Source organism: Pseudomonas sp. NBRC 100443 (assembly GCF_030268185.1).
Classification (GTDB): Bacteria; Pseudomonadota; Gammaproteobacteria; order Pseudomonadales; family Pseudomonadaceae; genus Pseudomonas; species Pseudomonas citronellolis.
In genome coordinates this window covers 308,620-332,185 of sequence record NZ_BSQE01000004.1, presented here as the reverse complement: position 1 = coordinate 332,185, position 23,566 = coordinate 308,620, and the positions used below count along the sequence as shown (strand labels likewise).

The window sequence follows — 23,566 nt, the reverse complement described above, 5'->3', positions numbered from 1 at the left end:
CGGGCGTCACACGAGCTACACCGGCCGGGCGGAGACTGCCGTTCATGAGCACGACTCCCCTGCGCATCGCGCTGATCAGCGAAACCTTCCCGCCGGAAATCAACGGCGTGGCCAACACCCTCGGGCGCCTCGCCGCCGGGCTGCTGCAGCTCGGCCACCGGGTGCAGGTGGTGCGCCCGCGGCAGCACGTCGACGACGGCCGCCACAGCGACGACGAGCTGCTGCTCACCCGCGGCTGGCCGCTGCCCGGCTACCCCGGCCTGCAATGGGGCCAGTCGTGCCTGCACAAACTGCTGCGGCACTGGCGGCGGCTGCGCCCGGACGTGCTCTACATCGCCACCGAGGGCCCGCTCGGGCTGGCCGCCCTGCGCGCCGCGCGGCGCCTGCGGATTCCCGCGCTGAGCGGCTTCCACACCAATTTCCAGCAGTACAGCGCGCACTACGGCCTGGGCCCGCTGACGCGCCTGGTGACGGCCTACCTGCGCTGGTTCCACAACCGCACCCAGCGCACCCTGGTGCCCAGCGCCAGCCAGGCGCTGGAGCTGGAGCGCCGCGGCTTCGCCCACCTCGCCCAGCTGGCGCGCGGCGTGGATGGCCAACTGTTCCAGCCCGGCCGCCGCGACGATGCCTTGCGCCGCGAGTGGGGCCTGGGCGAGCAGGACATCGCCGTGCTGCACGTCGGCCGCCTGGCCGCGGAGAAGAACCTCGGCCTGCTCGGCCGTGCTTTCAACCAACTGCGCGCCGCCCACCCGCAGCTGAAGCTGCGCCTGGTGATCGTCGGCGACGGCCCGCAGCGCGCGCAGCTCGCCCGCGAACTGCCGGATGCGATCTTCTGCGGCCTGCAACGCGGCGAGGAACTGGCCCGGCACTACGCCAGCGGCGACCTGTTCCTCTTCCCCAGCCTGTCGGAAACCTTCGGCAACGTGGTGCTGGAAGCGCTGGCCTCGGGCCTGGCGGTGGTCGCCTACGACCAGGCCGCCGCGGCCCAGCACATCCGCCACGGCCACGACGGCGCGCTGGCGATACCCGGCGACGAGGCCGATTTCATCGATGCCGCCAGTTGGCTGCTGGAAGACCGCGAGCACCTGCGCCGGGTGCGCCTGAACGCCCGCCGGCACGCCGGCCGCCTGGAATGGCGCAGCATCGTCGAACGCTTCGAGGGCTACCTGCTGGAGGCCATCCGCCAGCCGCTGCCGGCGCCGGCCAACGGCACCGGCGCGCTGGGCGCCGATACCGTGCGCAAGTGATCAGGCGAAGGGCTTGGGCTCGGCGGCGAACGACAGGCTCATGGCTCCGGCGCCGAGGTTGATGCCCCCGGTCGGGCTGAGCATGCCCAGGTGCATGGCGATGCCGCGCTCGCCGCAGGCCTGCTCCAGCGCCTCGAAGCCCGGCAGGTCGCGTAGCGCCGAAGGGTCGCCGGCGTAGCTCAGGCCGACGTGCGGGGCCAGCAGTTCGCCGGCCTCCACCCGCGCGCGGGCGAAGTTGAGCAGGCGCTCGGCGGACTTCTCGTAGTTCGGCGACACCGACACCGGCTTGTCCTCGCCCTGCACCAGGCTCAGCACCGGCTTCATGTCGAGCATCGAGCCGATGCCGAGGAAGGCGCCGCGCAGGCGGTCGCCGATGCTGCTGCGGTCGCCCTTCTGGAAACCGCGGCGACGCACGTGGCCCAGGTCGTTGGCGACCAGGAAGGTGTTCATCTGCTGGCTCAGCTGCTCCAGGCGCGTGCGGATGGCGTTGGGGTGCTGGTCCTCGCCGAGCAGGCGCGCGCCTTCGGCGGCCAGCACCGCCAGGCCGGCGAACACCGTCTGGCTGTCCACCACGCGCAGCGCGAAGGGGCCGTTGATGCCGGCCGCGGCGCGTTTCTCGCGGTAGTTCTGCAGCAGGCCGAAAGAAGCCTGGGTGGCGTTCTCGAAGATCGGGCTGCGCGCGCTGCTGACGGTCAGGCAGATGACGTAGTCGAAATCAGTGACCAGCTGTTCGAGGAACCAGGCCTGGGTTTCCACGGCGGTCAGCGGTTCGCTGCCGTCTTCCGGGGCGACCTTGGGCAGGTCCTCGGCGTAGAAGCGCAGGGTGGTGTCGGGGTCGCGATCGTCGATGATGCGCCGCTGGCCCACCCGGATACCGATGGGCAGGACGCGGATGTTGTTGGCAGCGAGGAATTCGGGGGGCAGGTCGCAGGTCGCATCCACCACCAGGCCGATCCGCATGGCTTAGCTCCTTTGGCCGTGTGCCGGCCTATTGTTGTGTGTTAGCCGCCCTACAATGCCTGTTTCCGACCTTCAAGTCAGCAGATCGGAAGGCCTACTTCGGAAAAGATTTGTAAATTTGGCGGAAATGACCTTAGGAAAAGGACAAAAGAAACCGCCCGGGGAAGTGCCCCGGGCGGTCTTGTCGGTCCGCGGCGATCAGGCCAGGGACATCAGCGCATCGCGGCTGAACGGCTTGATGTCGGCCAGGCGGCCGTCGCGCACCTTCAACGCCCAGTCCGGGTCCACCAGCAGCGCGCGGCCCACCGCCACCAGGTCGAACTCCTGCTTGCCCAGGCGCTCCAGCAGGCCCTCGATGCCCGAAGGCTGGGCCACTTCGTCGGTCTTGCCGAAGAAGGCCAGGAACTCGCTGCCGTCCAGGCCGACGTTGCCCACGGTGATGGTCGGCTTGCCGGTGAGCTGGCGCGTCCAGCCGGCCAGGTTGAGGTCCGAGCCTTCGAACTCGGGAATCCAGAAGCGGCGGGTCGAGCAGTGGAAGATGTCCACGCCGGCCTCGGACAGCGGCTTGAGAAACGCCGCCAGTTCTTCCGGGGTCTGCACCAGGCGCGCGGCGTAGTCCTGCTGCTTCCACTGCGAGAAGCGGAAGATGATCGGGTAGTCCGGGCCCACCGCCTCGCGCACGGCGCGGATCAGCTCGATGGCGAAGCGCGAGCGGTTGGCCAGGCTGCCGCCGTACTCGTCGGTGCGCTTGTTGCTGCCGTCCCAGAAGAACTGGTCGATCAGGTAGCCGTGGGCGCCGTGGATCTCCACGCCGTCCATGCCGATGGCCTTGGCGTCGCGGGCGGCCTGGGCGAAGGCGGCGATGACGTCCTGGATGTCTTCCCTGGTCATTTCATGGACCAGCACCTGGCCGTCCTTGACCTTGCCGCTGGGGCCGTAGCCGGGGACGCTGGCGTCCGGCTCCACGCCCAGGCGGCGCACGGAACCCACGTGCCACAGCTGCGGGACGATCTTGCCGCCTTCGGCGTGCACCGCGTCGACCACCTGCTTCCAGCCGGCCAGGGCGTCCTCGCCGTAGAAGCGCGGCACGTTCGGGTAGCCGTTGGCGGCCTTGTGGCCGACGGTGGTGCCTTCGGTGACGATCAGGCCGACGCCGGCGGCGGCGCGGCGGCGGTAATACTCCACCACCTGGGCGTGGGGCACGCCGCCCGGGCTGAAGTTGCGGGTCATCGGGGCCATGACCACGCGGGTCGGCAGCTCCAGGTTGCCGAGGCGGAAAGGCTGGAACAGGCTCTCTACGGATGCGCTCACGAAGGTTCTCCAGGGGCGGCCGGGCGGCCCGTCCCGTCAGTGGGTTGCATGATGTTCAGGCCGCCAGCACCCGCTCCAGGCGGGCGATGAAGGCTTCCATGGGTTGCAGCGAGCCGCTCGCCTTCAGCCGCCCCAGCACGCCCTGCCAGGCGTTGGCGATGAAGTTGGCGAGGTTCTCGCAGTCCTCGTCCGCGGCCAGCTCGCCGGCGCGCTGCGCCTCGGCCAGGCAGTCGCGGAGGATGTCGGCGCCGCGCTGGAGGATGGCGTCGACCTGGGCGCCGATGGCCGGCGACAGTTCGGCCATCTCGAAGCTGAGGCTGCCGATGAAGCAGTGGTACTCGGCCTTCTCCTGGCGGGCGAAGTGCGCCAGCAGCTCGGCGTAGTAGCCGAGGATGCGCGCGCGCGGGCCCAGCGCCGGGTTGCCCAGGGCCTCGGCGTAGCGCTGCAGGCGCGAGCCGTAGATGTGCTCCAGAGCCTGCAGGGCGAAGTCTTCCTTGCTCTCGAAGTAGTGGTAGAAGGAGCCCTTGGGAATGCCCGCGGCCTGGACGATGTCCTGCACCCCGGTGCCGTGGTAGCCGCAGCGGGTCATGACCGCCGAGCCCTTGGCCAGGATGAGGTCGCGCTTGTCGAGTCGGATGCTGGTGTTCATGGGGCGCAGGATATGACCGGTCGTCTCGCCCTGCCCAGCACTATTGATGGCGGTGATTCTGCGCCACAGCAGCGGCTTCAGTGCCAACTGACGTGCCGCTCCAGCGCGAAGCGCAGGCGCACCTCGTCGAAGCCCTCCATGGGACAGCTGGCATAGATGAGGGAAATGCCGGCAGGATTGGCGCAAGCGCCCTCTCCTGCCGGTGCGCGGGCTCAGCCCAGGGCCTTCTCGATGGCCTGCACCAGGGCCGCGTCGTCCGGCGCGGTGCGCGGGCTGAAGCGCGCCAGCACGCGGCCGTCGGGGGCGAGCAGGAACTTCTCGAAGTTCCAGGTGATATCGCCGGGGAACTCGGCGCCCTCGCCCGCCAGCAGGCGGTACAGCGGATGGCGCTCGGGGCCGTTGACCTCGAGCTTGGCCGACATCGGGAAGCTGACGCCGTAGTTCAGCGAGCAGAACGACTGGATGTCCGCCTCGCTGCCCGGCTCCTGGCCGGCGAACTGGTTGCAGGGCAGGCCCAGGACCACGAAGCCGCGGTCGCGGTATTGCTGGTAGAGCTTCTCCAGCCCGGCGTACTGCGGGGTCAGACCACACCTGGAGGCGACGTTCACCACCAGCACCACCTTGCCCTTCAATGGGGAGAGCGGCAGATCCTGGCCATCCAGGCCACGCAGAGTCAGATCGTGAAAAGCGCTCATTGGAGTACTCCTTGAATGAAATAGGCACACGAAGTGCCGTGCGCCCGGCCGGACAAGTCGTCCACGCGGCGCATCCCAGTCGGTTCGGGAAAAAGGCCCAGCGTCCGTGCATGCGAAAGGCGCCCTCAGGCGCCTTTCACGGGTACAAGCTTAGCAGCTCCGACCGGGTGTCACCGGGCCATCAATCGGCCCGACGAAACACCTCAGTGGTGGTGGCCGCCCTCGCCATGGATGTGGCCGTGGGCGACTTCTTCCTCGGAAGCTTCGCGCACGTTGACCACCTTGACCTTGAAGTTCAGGCGCTGGCCGGCCAGCGGGTGGTTGCCGTCGACGGTCACGTCGTCGCCGTCGATGTCGCGGATGGTGACGATCTGCATGCCGCCGTCCGGAGCGGAAGCGTGGAACTGCATGCCGACCTGCAGCTCGTCGACGCCTTCGAACATTTCGCGGCTCAGGGTGGCGACCAGCTCGGCGCTGTATTCGCCGTAGGCTTCGCCCGGCTCGATGGCCACGTCCAGCTCGTCGCCGACCTGCTTGCCTTCCAGGGCCTTCTCCAGACCGGAGATGATGTTGCCGGCACCATGCAGGTACACCAGCGGAGCGCCGCCGGCGGAACTGTCGATGACCTCACCTGCATCGTTGGTCAGGGTATAGTCGATGGAAACCGCCTTGTTGGCTGCGATCTGCATGGGGAAGAACCTTTCCGAAAAAGAAGTTGAGCGGACAAGTCTACGCCGGGCCGGGGACGAAAGCGACCCGACGGCGGACGGATGGCCCGTGCGCGAAGCCCCGCGCCTGCTTGACTTCCATCAGGACGAGGACGGCCACTGGGTGGCAGTGTTGTCCTGCGGCCACCCCCAGCACCTGCGCCACCAGCCGCCCTGGCAGTCGCGCCCCTGGGTGCTGGACGCCGAGGCGCGCGCGGCGCTGATCGGCCGGCCCTTCGCCTGCGGCTGGTGCGCCCGGGCAACCCACTCCGACGACAAGGACTGAGACGAGCATGGCGGCACGCAACATCCTGGTAATCAACTGCGGCAGTTCCTCGATCAAGTTCGCCCTGGCCGGCGAGGACCGCGAGGGCTTCGTCCTGCACGGCCTGGCCGAGCGCCTGGGCGAGCCCGGCGCGGTGCTCGGCTGGGTGCGCGGCGGCCAGCGCGACAGCCTGGAACTGGGCGACGGCGCCGGCCACGAGGTCGCCCTGGCGCGCCTGCTGCCGCTGGTGGAGCAGGCCGTTAAGGGCCCGCTGCACGCCATCGGCCACCGCGTGGTGCACGGCGGCGAGCGCTTCACCCAGGCCTGCCGGATCGACGCCGAGGTGCTCCAGGCGATCCGCGACACCGTGCCCCTGGCGCCGCTGCACAACCCGGCCAACCTGCTGGGCATCGAGGCGGCCATGGCGCTTTATCCGCAGCTGCCCCACGTCGCCGTGTTCGACACCGCCTTCCACCAGAGCCTGCCGCCGCGCGCCTACCGCTACGCCCTGCCGGAGCCGCTGTACCGCGAGCAGCACGTGCGCCGCTACGGCTTCCACGGCACCAGCCACCGCTACGTCAGCCACCGCGCCGCCGAGATCAGCGGCCTGGCCCTGGGCGACAGCTACTGGATTTCCGCCCACCTGGGCAACGGCAGCTCCACCTGCGCCATCGCCGAGGGCCAGAGCCGCGACACCAGCATGGGCCTGACGCCGCTGGAAGGCCTGGTGATGGGCACCCGCAGCGGCGACGTCGACCCCAACCTGCACAGCCACCTGGCGCGCACCCTGGGCTGGAGCCTGGAAAAGATCGACCACATGCTCAACCACGACAGCGGCCTGCTCGGGCTGTCCGGCCTGTCCAACGACATGCGCACCCTGGAGCGCGCCCGCGAGCAGGGCCACGCCAACGCGGCGCTGGCCATCGAGGTGTTCTGCTACCGCCTGGCCAAGTCCCTGGCGGCCATGACCTGCGCCCTGCCGCGCCTGGACGGGCTGATCTTCACCGGCGGCATCGGCGAGAACTCGCCCCTGGTGCGCAACCTCACGGTACAGCACCTGCACGTGATGAACCTGCAGCTCGACGGCGAGGCCAACGCCCGCTGCGTGCGCGGCGTCGAGGGGCCGATCCACGCCCAGGGCCACCCGCGGGTGCTGGTGATCCCGACCAACGAGGAACGCCAGATCGCCCTCGACACCCTGGCCGTGCTCGGCTGAAGATTGCCTCCCCGGCCCCACAAGGGCCGCAGCGAACCCGAACGGCTTAAGGAGCCCGGATGCATACCTTCTTCATCGCCCCGACCGGCTTTGGCGTCGGCCTCACCTCCATCAGCCTCGGGCTGATCCGCGCCCTGCAGCGCGCCGGCCTGAAGGTCGGCTTCTACAAACCCATCGCCCAACCACAGCCCGGCGACGACGGCCCGGAGCGCTCCAGCGAGCTGGTGGCCCGCACCCACGGCCTGAAGCCGCCCACCCCGCTGCCCCTGGGCAAGGTCGAGCGGATGCTCGGCGACGGCCTGCTGGACGACCTGCTCGAAGGCATCATCCACGAGTACCGGGCCGCCGCCGAAGGCCAGGACGTGATGATCATCGAGGGCATGGTCCCCACCCGCCACGTCAGCTACGCCGCGCGCATCAACTTCCACCTGGCCAAGAGCACCGACGCCGAGGTCATCCTCGTCTCGGCGCCGGAGAACGAGACGCTCAACGAGCTGTGCGACCGCCTGGAAATCCAGGCCCAGCTGTTCGGCGGCGCCCACGACCCGAAGCTGCTCGGGGTGATCCTCAACAAGGTCCGCGACGTCGACGAGGAAGGCCGCCCGCTGGAAGGCGAGGCCGCCGCCCAGCGCTTCGCCTCGCGCCTGAGCGAGCACTCGGCGCTGATGCGCGGCGGCGAGTTCCGCCTGCTCGGCTGCATCCCCTGGCAGGACGACCTCAACGCCCCGCGCACCCGCGACGTGGCCGACCTGCTCAACGCCAGCGTGCTCAACGCCGGCGACTACGAGCAGCGCCGGGTGCAGAAGATCATCCTCTGCGCGCCCTCGGCGCCGAACACCGTGCACCTGCTCAAGCCCGGCGTGCTGGTGGTGGTGCCGGGCGACCGCGACGACATCATCCTCGCCGCCTGCCTGGCGGCGATGAACGGCGTGCCCCTGGCCGGCCTGCTGCTGTGCAGCGGCCTGGCGCCGGACGCGCGGATCATGGAACTGTGCCGCAGCGCCCTGCAGAGCGGCCTGCCGGTGCTGACGGTGAACACCGGCTCCTACGACACCGCCGGCGACCTGACGCGGATGAACAAGGAAATCCCCATCGACGACCGCGAGCGCGCCGAGCACGTCACCGAGTACGTCGCCGGGCACATCGACTTCGAATGGCTGCGCGAGCGCTGCGGTGCGCCCCACGAGCCGCGCCTGTCGCCGCCGGTGTTCCGCTACCAGCTGACGCAGCGCGCCGCCCGCGCCGGCAAGCGCATCGTCCTGCCCGAGGGCAGCGAGCCGCGCACCGTGCAGGCGGCGGTGATCTGCCACGCCCGCGGCATCGCCCGCTGCGTGCTGCTGGCCAAGCCCGACGACGTCCAGGCGGTGGCGCAGATGCTCGGCATCGCCCTGCCGGCGGACCTGGAGGTCATCGACCCGGACTTGGTGCGCAGCCGCTACGTCGAGCCCATGGTGAAGCTGCGCAAGGGCAAGAACCTCAACGCGCCCATGGCCGAGCAGCAGCTGGAAGACAACGTGGTGCTGGGCACCATGATGCTTGCCCTGGAGGAAGTGGACGGCCTGGTCTCCGGCGCCATCCACACCACCGCCAACACCATCCGCCCGGCGCTGCAGCTGATCAAGACCGCGCCGGGCTACAACCTGGTGTCCTCGGTGTTCTTCATGCTGCTGCCCGACCAGGTGGTGGTCTACGGCGACTGCGCGGTGAATCCCGATCCTTCGGCCAGTGACCTGGCCGAGATCGCCCTGCAGAGTGCCGACTCGGCGCAGGCCTTCGGCATCGTCCCGCGAGTGGCGATGATCAGCTACTCCACGGGGGACTCCGGAACCGGCGCGGATGTCGACAAAGTGCGGGAAGCGACACGCATCGCGCAGGAAAAACGCCCCGATCTGTTGATCGACGGGCCCTTGCAGTATGATGCCGCCGCCGTCGCCGGCGTCGGCCGCCAGAAGGCCCCCGACAGCCCGGTGGCCGGCCGCGCCACGGTGTATGTGTTCCCCGACCTGAACACCGGGAACACCACCTACAAGGCGGTACAGCGCAGCGCCGACTGCATCAGCATCGGCCCCATGCTGCAAGGCTTGCGCAAGCCGGTGAACGACCTGTCGCGCGGCGCCCTGGTGGAAGACATCGTCTACACCATCGCGCTCACCGCGATCCAGGCCGACACGCAACAGACCTGACTCCAAGGAGGGCCGCCCGCGGGCGGCCCAGGCCAACGCCGGCACAGGAAGGTGCCACCCGAAACGACGGGGCCGGAACCCCGACCACGCGCCGCCGCCGAGCGTCGCCCATGTACAAGGAACATCCATGCTCAACTTCCTTCCCCATGCCCTGCGCGGCTCGCTCGCCGGCCTGCTGCTGATCCTCAGCACCCTGTGCTGGTGCGTCCCGCTGTTCGGCATGACGCTGTTCAAGCTGCTGCTGCCCTTCGCCCCGGCCCAGGCGGTTTGCCGGCGGATCATGGGGCTGATCGCCGAAGGCTGGATCAGCTGCAACAAGGGCTGGATGAACCTGGTGCAGCGCACCGGCTGGAACGTCCAGGGCCTGGAAGGCCTGGAGTACGACCATTCCTACCTGGTCACCAGCAACCACCAGAGCTGGGTCGACATACTCGTCCTGCAGTACCAGCTCAACCGACGCATCCCGCTGCTGCGCTTCTTCCTCAAGCAGCAGCTGATCTGGGTGCCCGTCATCGGCCTGTGCTGGTGGGCGCTGGATTTCCCCTTCATGAAGCGCTACAGCAAGGCCTACCTGGCGAAACACCCGGAGAAGCAGGGCCAGGACCTGGCCACCACCCGCAAGGCCTGCGCCAAGTTCAAGCGCATCCCGGTGGCCATCTTCAACTTCCTCGAAGGCACCCGCTTCACCCGCGCCAAGCACGACGAGCAGGGCTCGCCGTTCCAGCACCTGCTCAAGCCCAAGGCCGGCGGCATCGCCTTCGTCCTCGACGCCATGGGCGAGCAGCTGCGCACCCTGGTCAACGTGACCATCCACTACCCCGACGGCAGCCCGACCTTCTGGTGCCTGCTGTCCGGGCGCCTGAAGCGCGTGGTGGTGCGCTTCGAGGAGCTGGAGATTCCGCGGCAGTTCATCGGCAAGAGCTATGACCAGGATGCGGATTACCGGGCGGAGTTCCAGCGCTGGGTGAACCAGCTGTGGGAGCGCAAGGACCAGGTGCTGGCGCAGTTGCACCGGGAGTATCCGGCGGGGGCTTGAGGGGGTGCGCTTTTCGGGTGGGGCCGCATACGCCGAGGCGCTTTTCGTAGGATGGGTTGAGCTTGCGATACCCATCGAACCCTGGTGATGGGTATCGCTTCGCTCAACCCATCCTACGGGGCTTGGCGCGGGTTGTGGTGAAGGTGAAGCGGCGGATAACCGCGAACGGTTATCCGCCCTACGTCACGGTCAAGCCTGGCGTAGGGCGCATAACGCCTACGGCGTTATCCGCCGTCTGGCCTTGGCCCGAGGCGACTTCGGGTTCGACCTTGGCGTGGGTCGTGGTGAAGGTGAAACGGCGGATAACCGCGAACGGTTATCCGCCCTACGTCACGGTCAAACCCCGCGTAGGGCGCCGACCACGCCGGACGTCCCGGTGGCACGACCAATACCCCTGTCTCAACAAAAAGCCCGCCAACCCAGGCTGTGTGAAAACCCGAGCGGCTCTTCGAAGAGTGCGTTCCTACGTGAAATCTGAAAAGGCTTGGCTATTCAGCCAACCCAGAATCCGCGTAGAAACGCGAAATCCAGGTTGTTTTTTAACCAGCTGGACCGATCCGGAGGTTTTCACACAGCCTGAACCGGCGGGCTTTTTTCATCCAGGCAACGCTTACTGATACTGCTGCTGACCACCCTGCGGCGCGGTGCCCTGGGCCCCCGGCAGGGCCTTCAGGTTCACCTCGACGCGACGGTTCTGCGCACGACCATCAGCAGTGGAGTTACTGGCAATCGGCTGGTCCGGCCCCATGCCGCGGGTGCTCACGCGGGTGCCGTCGACGCCCTGCGAGGTCAGGTAGGTCGCCACGCTCTGCGCGCGGCGCTGCGACAGGTCCATGTTGTGCTGGCGGCTGCCGGTGCTGTCGGTGTAGCCGACGATCTCGATGCTGTTCTGGTTGAACTGCTTGAAGGAGTTCGCCAGGTTGTTCAGCGGCGCGTAGAAGGACGGAGCGATGTTCGCCGAATCGGTGGCGAAGGTGATGTTGCCCGGCATGATCAGCTTGATGTCATCGCCCTGGCGCTGCACCTGCACGCCGGTGCCCTGCATCTGCTGGCGCAGCTGGGCTTCCTGCTTGTCGGCGTAGTAGCCGTAGCCGGCGCCGGCCATGCCGGCCACCGCGGCGCCGATCAGCGCGCCCTTGCCGCGGTTGTCGTGGTTGATCGCCGCGCCGGCCACGGCGCCGGCCAGCGCGCCCAGGCCGCCGTACTTGGCGGTCTTGCTCACGCCGCCCTCCTGGGGGACCTGGGTGTTGGGGTCATAGGGATTCTGCGAGGCGCAACCGGCCATGAGAGCGAAGGCGGTGACGGCCGCGACCATGGACAGACGACGTGCGGTGAACATGAAGGAGGACTCCTTGAAAGCGATACGCCCTTTCCCGGGCGGCAAGTTAGAGCTTGGAACGTGCAAAAGATTCCACAACAACCTTAAGCACGAATGAACGGATTCTCGCGCATTTCATCGCCCAGGCGCGTGTCCGGACCGTGGCCGGTGACCACGGTGGCCTCCTCGTCCAGGCTGTACAGGCGCTGTTTGATCGAGCGCTCGATGGTGGCGTAGTCGCCGCCCCACAGGTCGGTGCGGCCGATGCCGCGGCGGAATAGGGTATCGCCGGCGATCAGCAGCCTGGCGCCGGGGAACCAGAAGCTCATCGAGCCCGGCGTGTGCCCCGGGGTGTGCAGCGCCACGCCGCAGCCGCAGGCCAGTTCCTCGTCGTCCTGCAGCCACTGGTCCGGCGAAGGCACCGGCTTGTAGGGCACGCCGAACATGCGGCACTGCATCTCCAGGTTGTCCCAGAGGAACTGGTCGCCCTGGTGCAGGTGCAGGGTGGCGCCGGTCTTCTCCTTCATCTGCCCGGAGGCGAGGAAGTGGTCCAGGTGCGCATGGGTGTGGATGATGCTGACGACCTTCAGGCCCAGGGCGTCGAGGCGCTGCAGGATCAGCTCGTGGTCGCCGCCCGGGTCGACCACGATGGCCTTCTTCGTCACGGGGTCGCCGATGATGGTGCAGTTGCACTGCAGGGGGCCGACGGGGAAGGTTTCGCGGATCAGCGCGGGCTGGGCGGCGTCCATGGGGTATTTCCTGACAGGTTTCGACAAACGCCAAGGGTGACGGCAAAGCCGCTGCGCTTCAACTCCCCGTGTTCAGTCGGCGCGGTAGTCGGTGGGCAGCTTGCCGGTCCACTTGCGGAACGCCCGGCGGAAGTTCGACGGGTCGTTGAAGCCCAGCAGCAGGGCGATCTCGTACAGCGGCAGGTGGGTGGTGGTGAGGTATTGCAGGGCCAGGCGCTTGCGCACGTCGTCCAGCACCTGCTGGTAGGTGGTGCCCAGGCTGGACAGGTGCCGGCGCAGGCTGCGGCCGCTGGTGTGCAGCTCGCGGGCGGCGGTGTCCAGGTCGGGGAACTCGCCGGGGCGCGCCAGCAGCAGGCGACGGATGCGGGTGAGCAGGCCTTCCTGCACGTCCAGGCTGGCCAGCAAGGCCTCGCACTGCTGCTCGCACATCTGCACCGTGGCCGGGTTGGCCAGGGCCATGGGGCGATTGAGGTATTCCCGCGGCAGGCTGATGAAGTGGAACGGCTGGTCGAAGGCCGCCGCCACGCCGAACACCTCGGTGTAGCGCTCGGCGTAGGGCGGCGCGGGGAAGGCGAAGCCGACCTCCACGCCCTGCAACGGCTCGCCGACCAGGAAGCGGGCGATGGTGTACAGGCTGGTCATCAGGCCCTCGCCAGCGAAGCGCTGCATGGGCCCCAGGGGGATCGACTCGCTGGCGCGCAGCTGCGAGCGGTCCTGCTCCTCGACGCGCTCAAGGTCGTAGGCCAGGCCCAGCACGCGGTAGTACTTGAGGGCGAAGTCGATGGCCTTTTCCAGGTTGGCGCTGGACAGCACCGCGTAACCGAGGATGCCGTGGGTGGAGACGTTCAGGCGCTGGCCCAGCAGCAGGCCGAAGGCCGGCTCGCCGCAGTTGGCCAGGGCGGCGCCGGCGAGCAGGTTGAAGTCAATGAAGGACAGGCGCCCAACCGGGCTTTGCAGCACCTCAGGGCGCACCCGGGCCAGTTCGAACAGGCGCTGGCGCGGCACGCCGAGCTCCTCGGCGAGGTCGAGCAGGGCCTGGGCGTAGGCCACGGGAACCAGTTCGGCGGTGAAGTTGAGCGGTTGCTTCATGGGCTTCTTCTTATTCTGACCGCTGGCCGGATATGACCGGAAAGTTGGCAGAAGATAACCTTGTGAGCCTTCCCCCGCAAGCCCAAGATCGGTGCCATGGAAACCCACAACAATGGAGCCGTCATGGCCAGCACGACCCCCGCAGGACTGGAAATCAAGCCACGGCACATGGACTTCGAGCTGCCCGATCCGCTGCCGCGCCACTGGCACGGCGGGGACGCCTTCAAGTCGCACCTGTTCGACGCCATGTCGGTGCTCTTCCCCGATGGCGAGCGCTTCTTCATCGACTCGGTGCGCAACTTCCGCGAGCAGATCGCCGACCCGCTGCTCAAGGAGCAGATCCGCGGCTTCATCGGCCAGGAAGGCCACCACAGCCGCGAGCACCTGGTGTACAGCCAGCGCCTGAAGGACCAGGGCTACGACATCACGCGCATCGAGAAACTGGCCCAGGCGCGCATCCGCTACACCCAGAAGAAGTTCAGCACCCGCCGCCAGCTGGCGGCCACCGCAGCGCTGGAGCACATCACCGCGATCATGGCCAACGGCCTGCTCACCAACCCGCGCACCCTGGAGGGCGCCGAGCCGGTGATGCAACGCCTGTGGCGCTGGCACGCGCTGGAGGAAACCGAGCACAAGGCGGTGGCCTTCGACGTCTACAACCAGGTCTGCGGCAGCCGCCGCCTGCTGCGCAGGGCGATGGTGATGGCGACCTTCTTCTTCGTCCTCGACACCTTCCGCGGCCTGGTGCACATGCTCAAGCGCGACGGCCTGCTGTGGAACTGGCGCGTCTGGCGCGACGGCCTGAAATGGAGCTGGGGCAAGGACGGCGTGTTCCGCCCGCTGCTGCGCGAATACCGCGACTTCTTCCGCAAGGACTTCCACCCGTGGCAGCACGACAACCTTGACCTGCTGTACCAGGTGCGCAAGGAATACGATCCGCAGCCGATGGCGCATGCGGGTTGATTCCGGCTTTCCCACAACGCCCCGCCTCGTCGGGGCGTTGGTGTTACGGCTTTTCGTAGGATGGCGTTGAGCGAAGCGATACCCATCACCCTGGCCCGATGGGTTTCGCAGGCTCAACCCATCCTACGAAAAGCGCCTCGGCGCAGCCTGCGTCCAGGTCCGCACGAAAGGCGTTCCCCCTGCACAACGAAAAAGCCCCGGCGAACCGGTAATGCTGTTCACTTAAGCGATAGGTGGTGGTTCAGCGAAGGTGCGACAGCCTGGCTTCGCTCCCTCACCCCAGCCCTCTCCCAAAGGGAGAGGGGGCTGTTCGGAGCGTGCGGGGAGTTCGGAGTCATCCCGGAACGCCTACCTCCTCTCGTCATTCCCGAGAACGCGAACCCTGGGTTCGCGAGCAAGCTCGCTCCTACGAAAAGCCAAAGCGCATTCGCTCTGGCTTTTGGACTTCCAGAGAAATACCCGAGCGCACCGGAACGCCCCTTCAGAAGGCCGAACGAAACCGGCGCTCAGGAGGTCATGCGACATGGATGTCGCGAGAGCCCCGATGGGCTACAGGGACGTACCCTCGGGGCGGGCCTCCGTGGCGGGGGAATTCGCGAGGGTAGCCCGACTGTGTCGGGCCCGTATGTCGGGGCAAGCCTTTTTGGTTCCTTTTGTGGCGTTTGACAAAAGGGACTCGCCCGAGGGGGCGAAACAAGACGGTCGGGCAAACTCGGTGCGGCGCAGAAACACCCAAGCCAAGGCAACTGGGTTATTAGTATTGTTCGCGGCAATGACGAGGTTAAGGCCGGAGTGGGGCAAGCTTCGCGAGCCAAGCCATAACCCCAAATGAAAAATACCGTTTCCCCAGGCAGAGAAACGGCATCCTTTCTTAAATGAACAGCATTACCGCCGAACCGGGGCTTTTTCATCGCAGGCCCGATCAGGCATGCAGGAAGCGCAACGCATCCGCCGCCGTCTGCTGCGGGATTTCCTCCATGGGAATGTGGCCCACCCCGGGATAAGTTTTCACCTGGATGCCTGGCAGGTCCCGCTGCCACAGCGGCACGTGCTTCGGCGAGATCCAGCGGTCGCGCTCGCCCCACATCAGCAGCGTCGGCACCTTGAGCTGCGCCACCCGCGCCGGGGTGCCCGGCAGTTCCTCGCGGTTGGCCTTCACCAGCACGCGGAAGATGTCGATCATGGCGCGGCGGTTGCCCGGGCGGCGGCTGATGTCGTAGTAGCGGTCGACCACCCCGGGCTGGATGCGCTGCGGGTTGCCGTAGACCTCCCTGATCCCCTGGGCCACCAGGGCGCGCGGCATCCAGGCCGGCATCAGCAGGCCGGCGCCGGGCAGCGCGGCGCTGGCGATCATCAGCGGCACCTTCTGCATGTGGTAGCCGGCCGGGTCGACCAGGATCAGCCGCTCCACCCTGTGCGGCTGGGCCAGGGCGTAGTTCCAGGCGATGTAGCCGCCCAGGGAGTTGCCGGCGATGGACACCCTGTCCAGCCCCAGGCGTTCGAGGAACAGGCCGAACACCTTCACCAGGCGCTCGCCGCTGTAGTCGCGGTCGCGGCCGCCGCCGGTGAGGCCGAAGCCGGGCACGTCGAGGCGGACGATGCGGAAGTGCCGGGCCATCTCGGCCACCCAGCCGTCCCAGGTGTGCAGCGACGCCATCACCCCGTGCACCAGCACCAGCACCGGCTTGTCGCGGCCGCCCTCGTCGCGGTAGTGGATCGGGAAGCCGTCCACCTCGATGAAGCGCGAACCGGCTTCGGCCGGCGCGTAGCGGTCGATCAGGGCTTCCAGCGGCAGGGCGCCGAAGCCCAGGCGGGCGAAGCCGGCCGCCAGCGGCGGTTGCAGGCTGTAGGTTGCGGACATGGGGCACTCCGGTGCGCGTTGTTGTCGATGCCCGATCAGAGCACAGCACCCCAACGCGTTGCGCCCAACCTAGGTAGTGCGCTTGCAGAGGCTGTCGACCAGCAGGTCGCCGAGCACCCGCTTGACCTCTTCCAGGTCGGGCCGCACGGCGCCGCCGAGCAGTTCGTGGGAGGCCGCCTCCAGGGCCCAGAGCAGCGCCTGGTAGGTCAGGGGCGCATGCTTGACGCCCTCGCCGACGAAACGTTCCTCCAGCAGCGCCTGCAACTCGTGCAACGCCTGGCGACGGTACGCGGCCAGGGGTGAGTCGGAGCGTAACGCTTCCTCGTGCATCAGGCGGATGATCGGCCCCACCGCCTGGTGGTAGTCGAAGAAGCGCGCGACCATGGCGCGCAGCCAGGCCTCGCTGCTGCCGGTGGCGGTGCGCATCTCGCGGAAGCGCATCAGCAGCAGCTGCACGGCGGTGCGGTAGATGCCTTCGAGCACGTCGAGCTTGCCGTCGAAGTACTTGTAGAAGGTGCGCCGCGAGACGCCGGCCGCCGCCAGCAGGTCGTTCACCGTAGTCTCGGCCAGGCCCTTGGCGACGAACACCGGGATGCTCGCCAACTGGATGTTGGCGCGCTGCAGGTGGTTGACCAGCGGCCCCTCGCCGCTGCCCTCCTGGCGCGCCAGGGCGCCGTAGCCGCCGAGGTCCTCGAACACCGCCAGCACCGCGCCGGATTCCTGGATCGTCATGCCACCTCCACCCAACCAAGGCGCGGGGTGACGCCGGCCCCGCCCGTCGCTAACCTAGGCCGACCGCTCCCGCGCAAGGAAAGCCCGTTCGTGCCGACCCTAACACGCCGCCTGCTGTGGCCGCTGGCCATCCTTTTGCTGGTCGTCTGCCGCCCCGCCGCGGCCGCCGGCAACGAGCTGTTCTACCTCGGCCAGCGCATCCCGGACATCCAGCGCACCTGGACCAGCGAGGACTACCAGCAACTGATCGACGCGCTGAAGAAGATCGAGGAAACCCAGGCCAACAGCCTGCCGCGGCGCAGCGGCGAATTCACCGGGCCGATCTACCAGCGCATGGTCAGCGAGGAGAACTTCCGCCCGCAGATGAACATCTACGCGCCGCTGGAGCTGCGCCAGAACGAGGCGCGCGAGGTGCTGTTCAAGCTCAAGGAGCTGATGCGCCTGTACTTCGACTTCCGCGCCGCCAAGCAGCCCTACGGCGCAGAAGCCCTGGGCCTGATGAGCTATTCGCTGCGCGAGCAGGCCATCCTGTTCAACCTGACGGTGGAATTCTGGATGACCCTGGCGCAGAGCGAACAGCGCAACCCGGTGCGCCTGAAGGGCATGCAGGAAGCCAAGGCCGCCGCGGCGATGCTGACCAGCAGCGCCCTGGACTACCTGGACCTGACCGCGCAGTTCGAGCGCCAGGACCTGGTGCTGTACAGCGCCGAACTGGCCAAGCAGTTGCCGGAGCTGTTCATCCACCTGCCCGGCGAAACCCGCGGCCAGTTGCTGGCGCGGGTGCAGGCGTTCGCCGACAAGCATCCCTACCCGGAAGTGCGGGAAAACATGCGCGAGCTGCTGCCGGTGCTGCAGGGCATCCAGGCCGACGTGCAGCGCCAGCTGGCCAAGCCGGCGAAGGGCGCGCCGGCGCCGAAGGCGTTGGATTTGAGTCCGCCGAAGGAATAAATAGCGCGGATCGCAGCTCTTCGTAGGAGCGGGCTTGCTCGCGAATGTGTTCTGCCGTTGGCTTCGGTGCTGGCCTTGAAGAGCGCCCTCTCCCTAACCCTCTCCCTGAAGGGAGAGGGGACCGTTCGGCGTGGTCTGGTTTTCCCGAGTCAGCCGGCAGGCGCGGTGGTTTCCGGCTAAAACTATTCCTTCTCTCGGCACGGTCTAGCCCCCTCTCCCTTCAGGGAGAGGGCTGGGGAGAGGGAACGGAGTCGATCCGAAACACAGCTGCTGCCGGTAAATCCCGTTCGCGAGCAAGCTCGCTCCTACGAAGAGCCAAGCAACCAAGCTAACGCAACAACCCCAACACCTTCGCCCGGGCCACCGCCTGGGTGCGCCTTTCCACCCCAAGCTTGTCGTTGATGTGCCGCGCATGGCTCTTCACGGTATGCAGCGAGATGAACAGGCGCTCGCTGATTTCCTGGTTGGACAGGCCCTGGGCGATCAGCTCCAGCACCGCCAGCTCGCGGCCGCTGAGGCCGTCGGCGAGGGTGGCCGGGCGTTCCGCCTGGGCCGGCAGGCGTTGCAGCAGCAGGCGTTGCAATGGACAGGGCGCGCGCTGCTCCAGTTGCTCGCGCAGCCAGTCCGGCTCCTGGGCCAGCAGCTCCTGCAAGGGCAGCAGCGCCCCGCCGACGGCGCCTTGCAGGCAGGCGTCCAGCGCTTCGCGGGCCTCGCGTTCGCGGCCTTGCTGCAACAGCAGGCCAGCCAGTTGCGCCTGGGCCAGGCGCGCCGGCATCTGCGCCCCGGCCGGCTGAGCCGCGGCGATCAGCGTGCGCAGGCGGCGCTCGGCCTCGGCCGGGCGCTCCTCGCGGCGGGCCAGTTGCGCCTGCAGCAGTTCGATGTAGTACGGCAGTTGCGGGTGGCACTCCGGCGGTGTCGCCGGGTTGGCCCCCGAATAGGTTTCCCCCAGGCGCTCCAGCCAGGCCGAGGCCAGCTCCAGTTGCCCCTGGGCCAGCCACAGCTCGCATTTGACCAGGGTGATGACCGACAGGTAGTAGACCGGCGGCACGTCCCACACGTGCATCAGCCGTTCGGCCTCGGCCAGTTGGGCGAAGGCCTGGGTGTAGTTGCCCTGGCGCCCTTCCAGGCCGGCCAGCGCGCAGTAGCCGATCACCAGGCTGACGTCGCGGCAGGCGCGGGCCTCCTCGATGCCGGCGCGCAGTTTCTGCCGCGCCTCGTCGCCTTGCAGGCCCAGGCCGCGCAGGTAGCCCTGGTAGATCAGCAGCCGGCCACGCACGGCGTAGCGCCGGTGCGCCGGTTGCCCAGCCAGGCGCGCCAGGCCCTGTTCCAGTTCCTCGCTGGCGCGCAGGACCTCGCCGCGGGCCTGCAGGCCGCGGGCGCGGTCGTAGTGCACCAGCGCTTCCAGCAAGGGGTTGCCGAAGCGCTGCGCCAGCTCCAGGGCCTCGCGGTTGAGCCCGCGGGCGCCCCAGGAGTCGCCGCGCACGATGGCCAGGTTGGCCAGGCTCGACAGGCACATCAGGCGCGGCCCGGAGCGCTCCATCGGGAGCTGCGCCAGGGCTTCGGCGCAATGCCGTTCGGCGCCTTCGATGTCGCCGCGGCCGCGGGCGATGATGCCGGCCAGGGCCTGCCACTGGGCCAGCAGGTCGGCCTGGGTGGCGGCGTCGGCGGCGGGCAGGAAGCGCGCCAGCTGAGCGCCCAGTTCCTCGGCGGCGTCCAGTTGGCAGGCCAGGGCCAGGGCCCAGCTGTACAGCACGATCAGCCGCGGCGTGCTCGCCAGCAGGCTGTCGGGCAGGTCCATCTTCCAGCGCAGCAGGGTGGCGACGTTCTGCTCGGCCAGCAGTTGTTCTTCCGACAGGCTCTGCACCAGGCTGGCCGCCACTTCCGGGTGGCCGGCGCGCAGGGCCTGGTCCACCGCCTCGTCGAGCAGCCCGCGAGAGCTGAACCAGCGGCAGGCGCGCAGGTGCAGCGAGCCCGCCGAGGGGCCGTCGGCCGGCAGTTCGCGGGCCAGCAGCAGGTCGGAGAACAGGTGGTGGTAGCGGAACCACTGGCCCTGCTCGTCCAGCGGCACCAGGAACACCTGGTGCCGCTGCAGGTGGCGCAGGATGGCGGCGCTGTCGTGGCTGTCGCGCAGGGCGTCGCACAGCTCGCCGCAGAAGCGCTCGAAGCGCGCCGTCTGCAGCAGGAAGGCCTGGACCTCCGGCGGCTGCTTGTCGATCACCTCTTCCAGCAAATAGTCGCGGATCAGTTCCTCGGTGCCGTTCAGCGGCGCGTCGCAGCCCTGCCCGCCGAGGCCCTCGGGATGGGCCAGCAGCCACAGGCGCAGGCCGGCGATCCAGCCTTCGCTGCGTTCGATCAGGCGCTCGACCAGCGCCTCGCTGGCCGGGGTGCCGCTGGCCGAGACCAGGGCGGCGGTTTCCTCGGCGGTCAGGCGCAGGTCCTGCTCGCTGAGCTCCAGCAGCTGGCGCGACAGGCGCAGGCGCGCCAGGTGCCAGTCCGGGCGCTGGCGGCTGGTGACCAGCAGCACCAGGCCGGGCGGCTGGTGGTTGAGGAGGAATTGCAGGCAGCGGTCGAGCACCGCGCCCTGGGCCAGGTGGTAGTCGTCCAGCACCAGCAGCAGCGGCGCCTCGGCGGACAGGCGCTCGGCCAGTTCGTCGAGCAGGTCGTCGAGCCAGGCCTCGAAGGCGAACGGCTGGTGGCGCTGGCGCATCTTCAGCACCGCCATGGCGTCGTCGCCGAGGTTGGGCAGGTACAGGCGCAGCCCGTCGAGCAGGCGTTCGAGGAAGCGCCCCGGGTCGCTGTCCCGCGCGCTCAGGCCCAGCCACAGGCTGCGCCAGTGCGGCGCCAGGGATTCGCAGAACTCGATGGCCAGGGAACTCTTGCCGAACCCGGCCGGGGCCGAAAGCAGCAGCAGGCGCCCACCCAGGCCCGCGCCCATGCGCTGGCACAGCCGCGCGCGGCTGACGTAGCCGGCGGGCAGCGGCGGCCGATAGAAGCGGCTGCCGCCTGGCGGGCTGGCGTTCTCCGGCGGGAGTGGCAGAGTCGAGAAGTCGGTCATGCCCTGGCGCTTGCTCTAGTTCTTATGGGAGATCCTTCGTAGCCGAGCCTAGTAGCTCGACCGGGCTATTTGAAGCCGAATTTGTTACATAACCCGGCGTTTTGCCACTAAATAATTCAGCATTCTCAGATAAATACGACATATTCCGACGGAACATCCTCTTCTGTATCGGCAGCGGATTCCGTATTCACAGCCGGAATATCCGCCAATCATCGGAAAGGTAACGGGGTTCGCGGTTTTCTGAGGGCTGGCAGGCCTATGCATTGGCCGCACCGAGGTGTTCTTCGTAGGAGCGGACCTTGTCCGCGATGGCCGGGCATATCGGCGCGGATCGTGGATGAGATCCGCTCCTACGCTGCCCCACCTACGCCGTTCCCCTGTAGGAGCGCGCCCTGCGCGCGAAATCGCGGGCAGGGCCCGCTCCTACAATTCCAGGATGGCACGGGCGTAGGAGCGGACCTTGTCCGCGATGGCCGGGCATATCGGCGCGGATCGCGGATGAGATCCGCCTACGCTGCTCCACCTGCGCCGTTCCCCTGTAGGAGCGCGCCCTGCGCGCGAAATCGCGGGCAGGGCCCGCTCCTGCAGATGGACAAAAAAAGGGCCGCAACGCGGCCCTGGAGGAAAGCCGGCCCGCAGGCCGGCGCGTGGGTTCAGCTGGCCCGGGCGAGGCCCACGGCCTGCAGGCGGGCGGCGATTTCGTCGAGGATGGCCGGGTCGTCGATGGTGGACGGCGGCGCGTAGTCCTCGCCGTCGGCGATCTTGCGCAGCACGGCGCGGAGGATCTTGCCCGAGCGCGTCTTGGGCAGGCGCTTGACCACCACCGCGCGCTGGAAGCAGGCCAGCGCGCCGATGCGCTCGCGGACCAGCGCCACCAGTTCGCGCTGCAGTTGCTCCTCGGTGACGCGCGCGTCGTCCTTGAGCACCACCAGGCCCAGCGGCACGTGGCCCTTGAGCGGGTCCTGCACGGCGATCACCGCGCATTCGGCCACCGCGTCGTGCAGCGCCAGCAGCTCTTCCATCTCGCCGGTGGACAGGCGGTGGCCGGAGACGTTTATCACGTCGTCGGTGCGGCCCATGATGTGGACGAAGCCGTCCTCGTCGATGAAGCCGCCGTCGCCGGTGTGGTAGTAGCCGGGGAAGGCCCGCAGGTAGGCGCTGAGGTAGCGTGGGTGGTCGTTCCAGAGGGTCTGCGCGCAGCCGGGCGGCAGCGGCAGGCCGATGACGATCGAGCCGGTCTGCCCCGGCGCCAGCAGGCGCCCCTCCTCGTCCACCACCTGCACGTTGTAGCCGGGCACCGCCAGGTTGCTCGAACCGGCGCGCTGCTCCTGACAACCCAGCCCGGTGCAGGGCGCGGTCACCGGCCAGCCGGTCTCGGTCTGCCACCAGTGGTCGAACACCGGCTTGCCGGTCAGTTCCTCCAGCCACTGGTGGGTGCTGCTGTCGAGCTTCTCGCCGGCGAGGAACAGTTGGCGCAGCGAGCCCAGGTCGTAGCGCTTGAGCAGCTCGCCGTTGGGGTCTTCCTTGCGGATCGCGCGGATCGCCGTTGGCGCGCAGAACAGCGCGTTGACCTTGTGTTCCTCGATCACCCGCCAGTAGCTGCCGGCGTCCGGCGTGCGCACCGGCTTGCCCTCGTAGAACAGCGTGGTGCAGCCGTTCATCAGCGGACCGTAGACGATCAACGAGTGGCCGACCACCCAGCCGACGTCGGAGATGCCCCACCAGACGTCGCCCGGCTGCATGCCGAAGATGGTCGGCAGCGTGTAGTGCAGGGCCACCGCGTGGCCGCCGTTGTCGCGCACTATGCCCTTGGGCTTACCGGTGGTGCCGGAGGTGTACATGATGTACAGCGGGTCGCCGCTGGCCACCTCCACCGGGTCGGCCGGCTCGGCGTGGGCCACCGTCTCGCGCCAGTCCAGGTCGCGCCCGGCGTGCAGCTCGGCCATCGCCTGCGGGCGCTGCCAGACCAGCACCTGGGCCGGCTGGTGCAGGGCCAGTTCCAGGGCCTTGTCCACCAGCGGCTTGTATTCGATGACGCGCTCGAACTCCAGGCCGCAGGAGGCGGTGAGGATCAGTTTTGGCTTGGCGTCGTCGATGCGCAGCGCCAGCTCGTAGGGGGCGAAGCCGCCGAACACCACCGAGTGCACCGCGCCGATGCGCGCGCAGGCCAGCATGGCCATGGCCGCCTGGGGCACCATGGGCATGTAGATGATCACCCCGTCGCCCTTGCCCACGCCCAGGGCGCGCAGGGCGCCGGCCAGGCGCGCCACTTCGTCGCGCAGCTCGCGGAAGCTGTAGCGCTGCTGCACGCCGGTGACCGGGGAGTCGTAGATCAGCGCCGCCTGCTCGCCGCGGCCCAGGGCGATCTGCCGGTCGAGGGCCAGGTAGCAGCTGTTCAGGCGGCCATCGGCGAACCAGCGGTGGCTGCCGTCGGGGAGAGTTTCGAGGATGTTGCGCGGGCGCTGGTACCAGGCCACGGCCTCGGCCTGTTCGGCCCAGAAGGCGGCAGGGTCCGCAATGGAGCGGGCATGGGATTGCCGGTAATTCATCATCTGACCCTCTGAATTGTTTTTATCGAGGTC

19 protein-coding genes are annotated in these 23,566 nt (G+C 68.4%); 7 read left to right on the top strand and 12 right to left on the bottom strand.

Features of this window, described 5'->3' with window-relative positions:
* The first annotated feature begins 44 nt into the window (after window positions 1–44).
* Window positions 45–1,247, top strand: a complete 1,203-nt coding sequence (locus tag QSJ95_RS07770) for a glycosyltransferase family 4 protein (RefSeq protein ID WP_043273158.1) — start codon at window positions 45–47, stop codon at window positions 1,245–1,247.
* Here QSJ95_RS07770 and QSJ95_RS07765 read toward each other — a convergent pair whose 3' ends face one another.
* From QSJ95_RS07765 to slyD, 5 genes are all read right to left on the bottom strand, one after another.
* A complete protein-coding gene (locus QSJ95_RS07765; RefSeq protein ID WP_043312680.1) occupies window positions 1,248–2,207 on the bottom strand; it encodes a DegV family protein in 960 nt (319 codons plus the stop codon).
* Window positions 2,208–2,405: 198 nt separating this feature from the next.
* Window positions 2,406–3,518 carry an NADH:flavin oxidoreductase gene (locus QSJ95_RS07760; protein WP_058487395.1) on the bottom strand — a complete coding sequence of 371 codons (1,113 nt, stop codon included), beginning with the start codon at window positions 3,516–3,518 and terminating at the stop codon, window positions 2,406–2,408.
* A gap of 55 nt (window positions 3,519–3,573) precedes the next feature.
* Window positions 3,574–4,167 carry a TetR/AcrR family transcriptional regulator gene (locus QSJ95_RS07755; RefSeq protein ID WP_009616035.1) on the bottom strand — a complete coding sequence of 198 codons (594 nt, stop codon included), beginning with the start codon at window positions 4,165–4,167 and terminating at the stop codon, window positions 3,574–3,576.
* A gap of 212 nt (window positions 4,168–4,379) precedes the next feature.
* Window positions 4,380–4,862 carry a glutathione peroxidase gene (locus QSJ95_RS07750; protein WP_009616034.1) on the bottom strand — a complete coding sequence of 161 codons (483 nt, stop codon included), beginning with the start codon at window positions 4,860–4,862 and terminating at the stop codon, window positions 4,380–4,382.
* Window positions 4,863–5,065: 203 nt separating this feature from the next.
* Window positions 5,066–5,551, bottom strand: a complete 486-nt coding sequence (slyD, locus tag QSJ95_RS07745) for a peptidylprolyl isomerase (RefSeq protein ID WP_009616033.1) — start codon at window positions 5,549–5,551, stop codon at window positions 5,066–5,068.
* Between slyD and QSJ95_RS07740 the strand changes: the two genes are divergently transcribed.
* The 4 genes from QSJ95_RS07740 to yihG all read left to right on the top strand — a co-directional run bounded on the left by QSJ95_RS07740 (window position 5,520) and on the right by yihG (window position 10,269).
* Window positions 5,520–5,855 (top strand): DUF3565 domain-containing protein, encoded by a 336-nt coding sequence (locus tag QSJ95_RS07740; protein ID WP_285641311.1) that lies wholly within the window; start codon window positions 5,520–5,522, stop codon window positions 5,853–5,855. The genes slyD and QSJ95_RS07740 overlap by 32 nt on opposite strands.
* Window positions 5,856–5,862: 7 nt before the next feature.
* Window positions 5,863–7,050, top strand: coding sequence for an acetate kinase (locus tag QSJ95_RS07735; RefSeq protein WP_285641309.1), 1,188 nt, complete (start codon window positions 5,863–5,865; stop codon window positions 7,048–7,050).
* 59 nt (window positions 7,051–7,109) lie between these two features.
* On the top strand, window positions 7,110–9,233 hold the full coding sequence (gene pta / locus QSJ95_RS07730) for a phosphate acetyltransferase (RefSeq protein ID WP_061562677.1): 2,124 nt from the start codon (window positions 7,110–7,112) through the stop codon (window positions 9,231–9,233).
* Between the two features lie 127 nt (window positions 9,234–9,360).
* Complete coding sequence (gene yihG, locus QSJ95_RS07725; RefSeq protein ID WP_058487397.1) at window positions 9,361–10,269, top strand: 1-acylglycerol-3-phosphate O-acyltransferase, YihG family; 909 nt, start codon at window positions 9,361–9,363, stop codon at window positions 10,267–10,269.
* A 610-nt stretch (window positions 10,270–10,879) separates the two neighbouring features.
* Here the strand turns inward: yihG and QSJ95_RS07720 are convergent.
* From QSJ95_RS07720 to QSJ95_RS07710, 3 genes are all read right to left on the bottom strand, one after another.
* Window positions 10,880–11,608 carry a YiaD family glycine zipper/OmpA-like lipoprotein gene (locus QSJ95_RS07720; protein WP_009616028.1) on the bottom strand — a complete coding sequence of 243 codons (729 nt, stop codon included), beginning with the start codon at window positions 11,606–11,608 and terminating at the stop codon, window positions 10,880–10,882.
* Window positions 11,609–11,691: 83 nt separating this feature from the next.
* Entirely contained in the window at window positions 11,692–12,336 is a 645-nt protein-coding gene (locus tag QSJ95_RS07715) for an MBL fold metallo-hydrolase (protein WP_009616027.1), read from the bottom strand.
* A gap of 72 nt (window positions 12,337–12,408) precedes the next feature.
* Entirely contained in the window at window positions 12,409–13,425 is a 1,017-nt protein-coding gene (locus QSJ95_RS07710; RefSeq protein WP_281686628.1) for an AraC family transcriptional regulator, read from the bottom strand.
* Between the two features lie 123 nt (window positions 13,426–13,548).
* Here QSJ95_RS07710 and QSJ95_RS07705 point away from each other — a divergent pair, with 123 nt between their 5' ends.
* The gene (locus QSJ95_RS07705) at window positions 13,549–14,388 is read left to right on the top strand and encodes a metal-dependent hydrolase (protein WP_043312670.1); all 840 of its coding nucleotides are present in this window, start codon (window positions 13,549–13,551) and stop codon (window positions 14,386–14,388) included.
* A 922-nt stretch (window positions 14,389–15,310) separates the two neighbouring features.
* Here QSJ95_RS07705 and QSJ95_RS07700 read toward each other — a convergent pair.
* Together QSJ95_RS07700 and QSJ95_RS07695 are read right to left on the bottom strand one after the other, a co-directional pair.
* Window positions 15,311–16,249 (bottom strand): alpha/beta fold hydrolase, encoded by a 939-nt coding sequence (locus QSJ95_RS07700; RefSeq protein ID WP_267853378.1) that lies wholly within the window; start codon window positions 16,247–16,249, stop codon window positions 15,311–15,313.
* Window positions 16,250–16,318: 69 nt separating this feature from the next.
* Window positions 16,319–16,981 carry a TetR/AcrR family transcriptional regulator gene (locus QSJ95_RS07695; RefSeq protein ID WP_285641300.1) on the bottom strand — a complete coding sequence of 221 codons (663 nt, stop codon included), beginning with the start codon at window positions 16,979–16,981 and terminating at the stop codon, window positions 16,319–16,321.
* A 90-nt stretch (window positions 16,982–17,071) separates the two neighbouring features.
* Between QSJ95_RS07695 and QSJ95_RS07690 the strand changes: the two genes are divergently transcribed.
* Complete coding sequence (locus tag QSJ95_RS07690; protein WP_009616021.1) at window positions 17,072–17,929, top strand: hypothetical protein; 858 nt, start codon at window positions 17,072–17,074, stop codon at window positions 17,927–17,929.
* 328 nt (window positions 17,930–18,257) lie between these two features.
* Here the strand turns inward: QSJ95_RS07690 and QSJ95_RS07685 are convergent, their stop codons facing one another.
* The gene (locus QSJ95_RS07685; protein ID WP_285641296.1) at window positions 18,258–20,984 is read right to left on the bottom strand and encodes a winged helix-turn-helix domain-containing protein; all 2,727 of its coding nucleotides are present in this window, start codon (window positions 20,982–20,984) and stop codon (window positions 18,258–18,260) included.
* 653 nt (window positions 20,985–21,637) lie between these two features.
* Window positions 21,638–23,533: a propionyl-CoA synthetase gene (locus QSJ95_RS07680; RefSeq protein ID WP_285641344.1), complete on the bottom strand. Its 1,896-nt coding sequence runs from the start codon at window positions 23,531–23,533 to the stop codon at window positions 21,638–21,640.
* Window positions 23,534–23,566 lie beyond the last annotated feature (33 nt).